Below are 11,060 nucleotides of genomic sequence, written 5' to 3'. Positions count from 1 at the left end.
TTAGAAATGACTAGCACTCCCACCCAGCAGCTTTCCGACGCCGGCGTATCCATCTGGCTCGACGACCTCTCCCGCGGCCGCCTCAAGACAGGCACGCTGCAGAAGCTGATCGAAGAGAAGAACGTCGTGGGTGTCACCACGAACCCCAGCATCTTCCACGCCGCCATCACCTCCGGCACGGACTACGACGCCACCATCGCGGCCCAGGCCGCTGCCGGTGCCTCCATCGAAGAGACCATCTTCGAGATCACGACGACGGACGTCGCCGACGCCTGCGACCTCTTCGCCCCGGTCGGCGCGGCAACCAAGGGTGTCGACGGCCGTGTCTCCATCGAGGTGGACCCCCGCCTCGCCTGGGACACCGCCGGCACCATCGCCGAAGCGAAGCACCTCTACAAGAAGGTCAACCGCGACAACGTCCACATCAAGATCCCGGCCACGCTTGAGGGCCTGGAAGCCATCACGGCAACCCTGGCCGAGGGCATCAGCGTCAACGTGACCCTGATCTTCTCCCTCGAGCGCTACCGCGCCGTCATCAACGCCTTCCAGAGCGGCCTGGAGCAGGCCAAGGACAACGGCCACGACCTGTCCAAGATCCACTCGGTCGCGTCGTTCTTCGTCTCCCGCGTGGACACCGAAATCGACAAGCGCCTGGACGCCATCGGCACCGACGCAGCCAAGGCCCTCAAGGGCAAGGCCGGCGTCGCCAACGCCCGCCTGGCCTACCAGGTGTACGAGGAGCTCTTCTCCACCGAACGCTGGGCAGTCCTGGCCCAGGCCGGCGCCCTGCCGCAGCGCCCGCTGTGGGCTTCGACCGGCGTGAAGGACCCGGCCTACCCGGACACGCTTTACGTCACCGAACTCGTCGCCCCCGGCGTCGTGAACACGATGCCGGAGAAGACCCTGGACGCCACCTTCGACCACGGCGTGGTCACCGGCGACACCATCACCAACGGCTACGATGAAGCGAACGCCACCCTCAACGCCCTCGACGCCCTCGGTGTGTCCTACAACGAGGTCGTCGCCCTGCTGGAATCCGAAGGCCTGGACAAGTTTGTTGCCAGCTGGAAGGAACTTCTGGCCGATGTTGAAGGTGCCCTCGCCACTGCACGGAAGGCTTCCTAGTCCACAATGAGCACACTCAGCTACGACGCCACCGGTGCCGCCCGGAAGGCTCTTGAGCAGCACCTGCCCGCCCTCGTGGAAGACCGGGTTGCCACCCGCATCTTCGCCAAGGACCACACCCTGTGGGGTCCGGATGCGGAGTCCGAGTCGGCCATCCGCCTTGGCTGGGTCGAGGCGGCCACCGTCTCCCGGCCCCTGGTGGACGGCATCCTGGAACTCCGGGACGCCCTGAAGGCCGAGGGGGTGACCCGTATTGTCCTGTGCGGCATGGGCGGGTCCTCCCTTGCTCCGGAAGTCATCGCCGGCACCGCTGGCGTCGAGTTGACAGTGCTGGACAGCACCGACCCCGAACAGGTCGCTGCTGCCCTTGCGGACCGTCTGACGGAAACCGCCATCGTGGTCTCCTCCAAGTCCGGTTCCACTGTTGAGACTGATTCCCAGCGGAGGGTTTTCGAGAAGGCGTTCAGCGACGCCGGGATCGATGCCGCAAGCCGGATCATCATCGTCACCGACCCGGGTTCGCCGCTGGACAAGGCGTCCCGTGAGGCCGGGTACCGGGCCGTGTTCAACGCGGACCCGAACGTGGGCGGCCGCTTCTCCGCGCTGACCGCGTTCGGCCTTGTGCCGTCGGGCTTGGCCGGCGTGGAAATCGCGGCCCTGCTGGACGAGGCGGAGGAAGCCGCCGAGATCCTGAACGAGGACGCACCCGAGAACATCGGGCTGGTCCTCGGTGCTGCCCTGGGCGGCACCAACCCGCTGCGCAACAAGGTCGTCATCGCGGAGGACGGCTCCGGGATCGTCGGATTTGCTGACTGGGCTGAGCAGCTCATCGCAGAATCCACGGGCAAGCTCGGCACCGGCATCCTTCCGGTGGTCGCGGGCCCGAACGCTCCGGAGGTTAGCTCCGGCGCTGAGGACGTCCTGGTGGTCCGTCTGGTCAGCACGGATGTTGACGTTGAACTCGGCGAGAACGAAGTTGCCATTGCCGGGGGCCTCGCCTCGCAGATGATGGTGTGGGAATTCGCCACCGCCGTGGCCGGGCGGCTGTTGGGCATCAACCCGTTTGACCAGCCCGACGTCGAAGCCGCCAAGGTGGCTGCCCGCGGACTGCTGGACGCGCAGCCGGAACCGACGCCGGCTGCCTTCGTGGACGGCGCGATCGAGGTCCGCGGCGGTGAGTGGCTGGGCGACGCTGCCACGGCAGCGGATGCGGTTTCGGAGCTGCTGGCCCAGCTCGGCGGCGACGGCTACCTGAGCGTCCAGGCATACTTCGACCGCCTGGCCTACGCACAGCTCGAGGGTGTCCGGGACGAGCTCGCCGCCGTGAGCGGCCGTCCGGTCACCTTCGGCTGGGGACCGCGGTTCCTGCACTCCACCGGCCAGTTCCACAAGGGCGGCCCCGCCATCGGTGTCTTCCTGCAGGTCACGGCGGCGTCCGCGCAGGACCTCACCATTCCCGAGCGTCCGTTCACCTTCGGCGAGCTGATCGCGGCCCAGGCCGCCGGTGACGCCCAGGTCCTGGGCGATCACGGCCGGCCCGTCCTGCGCCTGCACCTGACCGACCGGGCAGCGGGCGTTGCCCAGCTGCAGGAGATCGTTTCGTCGCTGGCCAGCAAGGCAGCATCCGCCACTGAGAGCTAAGGCACCGAATAAACCATGCCAGATACTTTGAACGGCAAAAGGCCAGCCAGCCGGTCCGGGAACCCCTTGCGGGATCCGCGGGACCGGCGGCTGAACCGGATTGCCGGACCGTCCTCGCTTGTGCTCTTCGGCGTCACGGGGGATCTTGCCCGTAAAAAGCTCATGCCCGCCGTGTATGACCTCGCCAACCGCGGCCTGCTGCCGCCCAGCTTCGCGCTGGTCGGTTTCGGCCGGCGGGACTGGGACAACGAGGACTTCGCCTCCGAGGTGAAGGACGCCGTGAAGTCCTACGCACGGACCCCGTTCGATGAGGCGGTCTGGAACCAGCTCTCCGAGGGCATCCGGTTCGTGCAGGGCGCGTTCGACGACGACGCCGCCTTTGAGCGGCTCGGCGAGACGATCAAGGAACTCGACGAGAACCGCGGCACCCGCGGCAACCACGCGTTCTACCTCTCGATCCCGCCGAAGGCCTTCGAGCAGGTCTGCCGGCAGCTGTCCAAGCACGGCCTGGCGCAGGCCGAGGGCGAGAAGTGGCGGCGGGTGGTCATTGAGAAGCCGTTCGGGCACGACCTCGAATCGGCCCGGCAGCTGAACGACATCGTCGAATCGGTGTTCCCGCAGGACGCGGTGTTCCGGATCGACCATTACCTGGGCAAGGAGACGGTCCAGAACATCCTGGCGCTGCGCTTCGCGAACCAGCTCTTCGAACCGCTCTGGAACGCGAACTACGTGGACCACGTGCAGATCACCATGGCCGAGGACATTGGCACCGGCGGCCGGGCAGGGTATTACGACGGCGTGGGCGCGGCCCGCGACGTGATCCAGAACCACCTGCTGCAGCTGCTGGCCCTGACCGCGATGGAGGAGCCCATCTCCTTCAACGCCGATGACCTGCGGGCGGAGAAGGAAAAGGTCCTGGCCGCGGTGAGGCTACCGGAGGACCTGTCCACGCATTCGGCCCGCGGGCAGTTCGCCGGCGGCTGGCAGGGCGGGGAGCAGGTCCAGGGCTATCTGGAAGAAGAGGGCATCCCGGCCGACTCGACCACCGAAACCTATGCCGCGATCCGGGTGGACATCAACACCCGGCGCTGGAACGGGGTGCCGTTCTACCTGCGCGCCGGCAAACGGCTCGGCCGCCGCGTGACGGAGATCGCGGTGGTGTTCAAGCGGGCACCGAACCTGCTCTTCCGTGACCACGGCGACGACGATTTCGGCCAGAACGCGGTAGTCATCCGCGTCCAGCCCGACGAGGGCGCCACGATCCGGTTCGGGTCCAAGGTCCCCGGCACCCAGATGGAAGTCCGGGACGTGACCATGGACTTCGGCTACGGGCACTCGTTCACCGAGTCCAGCCCCGAAGCCTACGAGCGGCTGATCCTGGACGTGCTCCTCGGCGAGCCGCCGCTGTTCCCCCGGCACGAGGAAGTGGAGCTGTCCTGGAAGATCCTGGACCCCTTCGAAGAGTACTGGGCCGGCCTGGGCGAACAGCCCGAGCCGTACGCACCCGGCAGCTGGGGCCCGGCCTCGGCGGATGAGCTGCTAGCCCGCGACGGACGCACCTGGAGAAGGCCATGATCGTAGACCTGCCGAACACCACCACCTCGAACGTTTCCAAGAAGATCCAGTCCCTGCGCGAGCAGGGCGGCGTGATCGCCCTTGGCCGGGTCCTTACCCTCGTGGTGGTCACCAAATCCGGGCTCGAGGAAGAAGCGATCGAGGCGGCCAACGAGGCCAGCCGCGAGCACCCCTGCCGGATCATCGTCCTCGCCGACGCCGGCTCCTCCGCGCCGAACCGCCTCGACGCGCAGATCCGGGTCGGCGGGGACGCAGGCGCCTCCGAGGTCATCGTGCTGCGCGGCTTCGGTGAACTCGCCGAGGAAAGCGAATCCCTCGTCGCCGCGCTGCTGCTGCCCGACGCGCCGATCGTGGCCTGGTGGCCGCACGGGGCACCGAAGAACGCGTCCGAAACCTCGATCGGCCGGATCGCGCACCGCAGGATCACGGATTCGGCGAATGAGGCCGAGCCCCAGGTGGCCCTGGAAAACATCCGGAACACCTACAAGGCCGGCGATACCGACCTGGCCTGGACCCGGCTGACGAACTGGCGCATCCAGCTCGCCGCGGTCCTGGACCAGGCCGACTCCTCGCCCGTCACCGCCGTGGCAGTCGAGGGCGCTTCGGACTCGCCCAGCACAATCCTGCTCGCGGCCTGGCTGACCCTGTCCCTGGACGCCCCGGTCACGATCGTCGCCGACCCGGCCGGCACCGGCATCCGCCGGGTCCGGCTCACCCGCCCCGGCGGGGACGTCCAGCTCTTCCGCCCCGGACTCTCCGTCGCCGAACTCACCCAGCCAGGCCAGCCCGCACAACGGATCTCGCTGCCGCGGCGCAGCCTCCGCGACTGCCTCGCCGAAGAACTGCGCCGCCTCGACCCCGACGAAGTGTTCGGCGAAGTGATTACTATTGGACTGCCACGTACCAATCTAAGGAGTGTCCGTCCCAGTGAGCGCTGAGCCCAGAGTAAGCATCCATCCTGACTCTTCTGTACTCATGGCCGCCATCGCGGCCCGCCTGATTACCAAGCTCGTGGATGTGCAGGACCGGTTCGGTGAAGCGACGGTGGTGCTTACCGGAGGCACGGTGGGCATCGGAACGCTGAAGGCCGTGGCGGATTCGCCGGCTGCGCCGGCGGTGGACTGGGCCAAGGTGAACTTCTGGTGGGGTGACGAACGCTTTGTCGGCTCCCAGGATCCGGACCGTAATGCGTTCCAGGCCCAGGAGGCGCTTCTGAAGCACATCGATGTTGATCCCGCGAGGGTTCACGTGCCGGGGTCTACCGATGACTTTGGATCACCGGAACAGGCCGCTGAGGACTACGCGCGCCGGCTCAGCGAGGCGGCAGCTGCCGAGCACGCCGCGGATGCCTCGGACGACCGTCCCGAGGAGCCGGGCAGGCTTCCCCGGTTCGACGTCGTCCTGCTCGGTGTGGGGCCTGACGCGCACGTCGCGTCCCTGTTCCCGGAGCAGGGCGGCATCCGCGAGAAGCAGCTTACTGTGGTGGGGGTCCGCAACTCCCCCAAGCCGCCGCCAGAGCGCATTTCCTTGACCCTGCCGGCGATCAACACCGCCGCGGAGGTGTGGATGGTGGTCGCCGGCGAAGACAAGGCCGGTGCAGTGGGCCTGGCCCTGGCCGGGGCCAATCCGGTGCAGGTGCCCGCGTCCGGTCCCGCAGGACGGTCCCGGACGCTGTGGCTGATCGACGAAAACGCGGCCTCGCGCGTTCCTGAACAGCTAGTCAGGAAGGCGCCGGCCGGCTCTTAGCCGCTGCAGCGCTCCAGCCAGAACGTCTTCGGCGTCCTGGCTGGAGCGTCTTTCTTTAACGTATTCCAGGTGGGTCTTGAAGCCCTCTTCCTGGGTTTCGCCGGGCACCACGGCGCCGGGATTGCGCGACGCCGGCCGGCCGCACTGGCGGCAGTCCCACACGTCCGGAATCTGGTCGTCCGGCAACTTAAGAAAAACAGGCCGCGTCTCATGGCCCATGGCGCACCAATAGGACACACAAATACGCGGCAGGGGCTCCCCGTGAGGATCATCCCCCTGGTTCTTCAATCCGGCCCCTTGAATGACACCCACGCGGGTGCCGCGGAATCCTGAAGAGGAATGCACCATGGGAACTCCCTCGCTGCTAATGGCGGCGTTGCCGTTAGGTCCGATAGCGACAGTTTAGTCTGCCGTTCGCCCTGGCGGCACGAAAAGCCCGGCCCAATCAGGAACGGATCCTGACTGGGCCGGGCTTTTCTGCTGGTGGCTGAGACAGCGTTAGGAGTCAGCCACACCTGTGAAGCGCATGAGGAGGCCAAGGGCGATGATCACAACGCCCCAGGTGACGCCGAGGATAATGGTGAACCTGTTCAGGTTGCGCTCAGCAACACCGGAGGAGGATAATCCCGAGCTCATTCCGCCGCCGAACATGTCCGACAGGCCACCGCCGCGTCCCTTGTGGAGCAGGATGAGCAGGGTCAGCAGAAGGCTGGTAATGCCCAGCAGGATCTGCAGAATCACATGAAGAACGTCCACGACGGCCTTTCCAAAGTTGGTGGATGCGGGAGCGCCAGGTAAACGGACTAGCCCGTTACGAGGTGGCTCTCGAACCTGACAATATTAGCAAACTCAGCGGGATCAAGGCTGGCACCGCCCACCAGCACACCATCGACGTCGCGTTCTTTGAGGATGGCGGCAGCGTTGCTGGCCTTGACCGAACCGCCGTACAGCAGACGGACCTTGGCTGCCACGTCGGCGTCGAACAGTTCGGTCAGTTCGGCACGGATCGCGGCGCACATTTCCTGGGCGTCCTCCGGGCCCGCAACCTCACCGGTGCCGATGGCCCAGACGGGCTCATAGGCGACGACGAGCTCGGCCGCCTGCTCGGCGGTGAGGCCTTCGACGTCGGCGCGGAGCTGGTCCAGCGTGTGCTGGACGTGGGTGCCGGCCTGGCGGATCTCAAGGCCTTCCCCGACGCACAGGACGGGGATGACGTTGTGGCGGTAGGCCGCCTTGACCTTGGCATTCAGGACTTCGTCCGACTCAGCGTGAATGGTGCGGCGTTCGCTGTGGCCGACGAGGACATACTTGCAGCCAAGCTTGTTCAGGAACTGTCCCGAAATGTCGCCGGTATAGGCACCTGAGTCGAATTGGGACAGGTCCTGGCCGCCGTAGGCGATGTCCAGTTCGTCGCCCTGGACGAGGGTCTGCACACCGCGGAGGTCGGTGAAGGGCGGGAAGACAGCGGCTTCCACGCGGCTGTAGTCGTGCTTGGCGTCGGACAGTGTCCAGGCCAGTTTCTGCAGGAGGGTGATGCCCTGGACGTGGTCCATGTTCATCTTCCAGTTGCCTGCGATCAAAGGCGTGCGGTCAAAGTTGCCGTTGGTTGACGTAGTCACGTGTTCTCCAAAAATGCCGGTCAAGTGTGCTGATCATGTGAACAGCCGGCAGGGCGCCTTCGCGGTGCGGAAGGTGCCCTGCCGGCTGGTGTGTCTTTAGCGGTCCAGAACGCTCAGGCCGGGAAGTTCCTTGCCCTCAAGGTATTCCAGGCTGGCGCCGCCGCCGGTGGAAATGTGTCCGAACTGGTCATCGGCGAACCCGAGGGTGCGTACTGCAGCCGCGGAGTCGCCGCCGCCGACCACCGTGAACGCGTCCGTCTCCGTCAGCGCCTGGGCGATGGCCCGGGTGCCTGCGGAGAACGCCTCGAACTCGAAGACGCCCATGGGTCCGTTCCAGAACACCGTCTTGGCACCCTTGATCTGCTCGGCAAACGCCGCGGCGGACTCGGGTCCGATGTCCAGGCCGATGCCCTGTGCCCCGAAGCTGCTGCCTTCAATGGCGTCGGCGCTGACCGTCTCGTGGTCGGCGTCGGCTGCGAACTTGGCTGCAACCACGACGTCGGTGGGGATCACGAAATCCGTGCCGGCGTCGGCTGCGCGCTTGAGGTAGTCCTGGACGACCGGGATCTGGTCCTCTTCCAGCAGGCTGCCGGCCACCTTGTGGCCCTCGGCTGCAAGGAACGTGAACAGCATTCCGCCGCCCACCAGGATGGTGTCAGCCTTGCCGAGCAGGTTGTCGATGACTGCGAGCTTGTCCGAAACCTTCGAACCGCCCAGCACCACAACGTAGGGACGCTGGGTGTCGGCGGTGAGCTTGCGGAGGACTTCCACCTCGGTACCCACAAGGTCGCCGAGGTACGACGGGAGCCGGGTGGCGACGTCGTAAACGCTGGCGTGCTTGCGGTGCACAGCGCCGAAGGCGTCGTTCACGAAAGCGCCGTTTTCACCGGTGAGTCCCACCAGCTCGTCGGCGAATGCGCCGCGCTCGGCTTCGTCCTTGCTGGTCTCGCGTGCGTCGAACCGCACGTTTTCGAGGACCAGGACCTGGCCGTCCTGCAGCGCAGCCGCCTTATCCTTGGCCGAGGGGCCCACCGTGTCGTCCGCGAGGGAGACCGGGAAGGAAGCCAGCTCGGCCAGGGGGGCAACCGCAGGCTTGAGCGAGTACTTGTCTTCAGGGGCGCCCTTGGGGCGGCCGAGGTGGGCTGTTACCAGCACGCGGGCACCGGCGTCCGTGAGCTTTCCCAGTACTGGCAGTGAGGCCCGGATGCGGCCGTCGTCAGTCACTGTAGAGCCGTCGAGCGGCACATTCAGGTCACTTCGAACCAGAATGTACCGCCCGCGGACACCTTCAGCGATCAGTTCGTTGAGGGTGTGAGATGTCATGTAGCTAACCCTAGCCCAGCTTTGCGGCGACGAGCTCCGTGAGGTCCACCAGGCGGTTCGAGTAGCCCCATTCGTTGTCATACCACGAAACAACCTTGACCTGGTTGCCGATGACCTTGGTCAAACCGGAGTCAAAGATGGACGAGGCGGGGTCGCCGACGATGTCCGAGGAGACGATCGGAGCGTCGGTGTAGGTCAGGATGCCCTGCCATTCGTCGGACTCTGCGGCCTTCTTGAGCGTGGCGTTGACTTCCTCGACGGTGGTCTCGCGGGAGACCGTGACGGTGAGGTCGGTGGCGGAGCCGGTGGGGACCGGAACGCGGATGGCGTAGCCGTCCAGCTTGCCCTTGAGCTCCGGCAGGACCAGGCCGATGGCCTTGGCGGCACCGGTGGAGGTGGGGACCATGTTGATGGCGGCGGCGCGGGCACGGCGGAGGTCGTTGTGCGGGCCGTCCTGCAGGTTCTGGTCTGCGGTGTAGGCGTGGACGGTGGTCATCAGGCCACGCTCGATGCCGAAGGCGTCGTTAACAACCTTGGCCAGCGGTCCGAGGCAGTTGGTGGTGCAGGAAGCGTTGGAGATGATGTGGTGGTTCTCGGGGTCGTACAGGCCGTCATTGACGCCCATCACGATGGTGATGTCCTCGTCGGAGGCGGGGGCGGAGATCAGGACCTTCTTGGCGCCGGCTTCGATGTGCTTCTTGGCGGCAGCTGCCTTGGTGAAGAAACCGGTGGACTCGATGACGATGTCAACGCCCAGGTCCTTCCAAGGGAGGTTGGCGGGGTCGCGTTCGGCCAGGACCTTGATGGCGTTGCCGTTGACGACGAGGTTGCCTTCCTTGACCTCGATGGTTTCGGCCAGGCGCCCGCCGACGGAGTCGTACTTGAGCAGGTGGGCCAGCGCCTCGGGGCTGGTGAGGTCGTTGACGGCAACGATCTCGAGGTCCGCACCCTGAGCAAGTGCTGCGCGGAAGTAGTTGCGGCCGATGCGGCCGAAGCCGTTGATACCAATACGGGTGGTCACTTTTAGTCTCCTTTGTGCCTTGGAAGCACAACTAGTAAGCGGGCGTTCAAGCCAACTAACAGATCCCGCACGCCATTGGGCAGAGATATTTTTCAGATCGGAGGGCGACCAGCCTCATTGCTGAAGGCTAACCGCCTTCCGTGATCCATCTTACGTTTAAGTGGGTCTGCCCCCGCAAGTGCGGGGGCAGACCGTCCACAATTCGGCCCTAAAGTCGCCGAATGTGAAGTTTGTTACTGCTTTGTGTACGCCGGATCACACCTAGAGGGTGATGAGACCCGTCGCGTTGGCGCGGGCCGCGGCGAAGCGGGCGGACACGTCAGCCCAGTTGACGATGTTCCAGAACGCCTTGACGTAGTCGGCCTTGACGTTGACGTAGTCCAGGTAGAAGGCGTGCTCCCACATGTCCAGCATCAGTAGCGGGGTGGTGCCCAGCGCGACGTTGCCCTGCTGGTCGTAGAGCTGCTCGATGACGAGGTTCCCACCGATGGGCTCGTAAGCCAGGAAACCCCAGCCCGAACCCTGCAGGCCGAGGGCGGCGGCGGAGAACTGCGCGCGGAAGGCATCGAACGAGCCGAAGGCGTCGTCGATGGCCGCGGCGAGCTCACCTTCGGGCTTGTCGCCTCCATCCGGGGAGAGGTTGTTCCAGAACACGGAGTGGTTGATGTGGCCGCCGGTGTGGAAGGCCAGGTCCTTGGAAAGACGGTTGATGTTGGCGAAGTCGCCCTTTTCGCGCGCCTCTGCCAGCTGGGCCAGCGCGTTGTTGGCGCCCGTCACGTACGCGGCGTGGTGCTTGCTGTGGTGCAGCTCCATGATCCGTGCAGAGATGTGGGGCTCGAGCGCTGCGTAGTCGTAGCTGAGTTCGGGCAGAACGTACTCGGTCACAAAATCCTCCAATGTCGTGGACAGTTTGTCCGGTTTTGCTAACTCTGGGATTGTGCATCCCGGATGACGGGTCATCCGGAAAACTCCGATGGCGGCAACAGCCGCCACCTGGTCTTGATTCTATG

The 11,060-nt window shown here is 65.7% G+C and carries 11 protein-coding genes; 5 read left to right on the top strand and 6 right to left on the bottom strand.

Translation table 11 applies throughout. The annotated features are described in order from the left end of the window. The first annotated feature begins 6 nt into the window (after nt 1-6). The 5 genes from tal to pgl are packed head-to-tail and all read left to right on the top strand — an operon-like array spanning nt 7 to nt 6,087. Nucleotides 7-1,125, top strand: a complete 1,119-nt coding sequence (tal, locus tag ABRP34_RS02490) for a transaldolase (protein WP_353712137.1) — start codon at nt 7-9, stop codon at nt 1,123-1,125. A 6-nt stretch (nt 1,126-1,131) separates the two neighbouring features. Then, nucleotides 1,132-2,766, top strand: a complete 1,635-nt coding sequence (locus tag ABRP34_RS02485) for a glucose-6-phosphate isomerase (RefSeq protein WP_353712136.1) — start codon at nt 1,132-1,134, stop codon at nt 2,764-2,766. A 15-nt stretch (nt 2,767-2,781) separates the two neighbouring features. Continuing rightward, on the top strand, nt 2,782-4,341 hold the full coding sequence (zwf, locus tag ABRP34_RS02480) for a glucose-6-phosphate dehydrogenase (RefSeq protein WP_043419789.1): 1,560 nt from the start codon (nt 2,782-2,784) through the stop codon (nt 4,339-4,341). Further along, complete coding sequence (locus ABRP34_RS02475) at nt 4,338-5,279, top strand: glucose-6-phosphate dehydrogenase assembly protein OpcA (RefSeq protein WP_003805571.1); 942 nt, start codon at nt 4,338-4,340, stop codon at nt 5,277-5,279. Before zwf ends, ABRP34_RS02475 begins: the two co-directional genes overlap by 4 nt. Further along, nucleotides 5,269-6,087 carry a 6-phosphogluconolactonase gene (pgl, locus tag ABRP34_RS02470; protein ID WP_353712135.1) on the top strand — a complete coding sequence of 273 codons (819 nt, stop codon included), beginning with the start codon at nt 5,269-5,271 and terminating at the stop codon, nt 6,085-6,087. Before ABRP34_RS02475 ends, pgl begins: the two co-directional genes overlap by 11 nt. Here pgl and ABRP34_RS02465 read toward each other — a convergent pair. From ABRP34_RS02465 to ABRP34_RS02440, 6 genes are all read right to left on the bottom strand, one after another. Next, complete coding sequence (locus tag ABRP34_RS02465; protein WP_353712134.1) at nt 6,058-6,435, bottom strand: RNA polymerase-binding protein RbpA; 378 nt, start codon at nt 6,433-6,435, stop codon at nt 6,058-6,060. The two genes, pgl and ABRP34_RS02465, sit on opposite strands and share 30 nt — an antisense overlap. 150 nt (nt 6,436-6,585) lie before the next feature. Then, the gene (secG, locus tag ABRP34_RS02460) at nt 6,586-6,843 is read right to left on the bottom strand and encodes a preprotein translocase subunit SecG (RefSeq protein ID WP_003805565.1); all 258 of its coding nucleotides are present in this window, start codon (nt 6,841-6,843) and stop codon (nt 6,586-6,588) included. A gap of 47 nt (nt 6,844-6,890) precedes the next feature. After that, nucleotides 6,891-7,706, bottom strand: a complete 816-nt coding sequence (gene tpiA / locus ABRP34_RS02455) for a triose-phosphate isomerase (RefSeq protein ID WP_003805564.1) — start codon at nt 7,704-7,706, stop codon at nt 6,891-6,893. 96 nt (nt 7,707-7,802) lie between these two features. Next, nucleotides 7,803-9,029, bottom strand: a complete 1,227-nt coding sequence (locus ABRP34_RS02450) for a phosphoglycerate kinase (RefSeq protein ID WP_353712133.1) — start codon at nt 9,027-9,029, stop codon at nt 7,803-7,805. Nucleotides 9,030-9,039: 10 nt separating this feature from the next. Next, nucleotides 9,040-10,050, bottom strand: coding sequence for a type I glyceraldehyde-3-phosphate dehydrogenase (gap, locus tag ABRP34_RS02445; protein WP_003805562.1), 1,011 nt, complete (start codon nt 10,048-10,050; stop codon nt 9,040-9,042). A gap of 261 nt (nt 10,051-10,311) precedes the next feature. Continuing rightward, on the bottom strand, nt 10,312-10,935 hold the full coding sequence (locus ABRP34_RS02440; RefSeq protein WP_003805561.1) for a superoxide dismutase: 624 nt from the start codon (nt 10,933-10,935) through the stop codon (nt 10,312-10,314). Nucleotides 10,936-11,060: the final 125 nt, after the last annotated feature.

It is taken from the genome of Arthrobacter sp. K5 (genome assembly GCF_040448525.1).
Classification (GTDB): Bacteria; Actinomycetota; Actinomycetes; order Actinomycetales; family Micrococcaceae; genus Arthrobacter; species Arthrobacter globiformis.
Note: the sequence above shows the minus strand (reverse complement) of the source record. Positions and strands in the feature narration are given on the sequence as shown.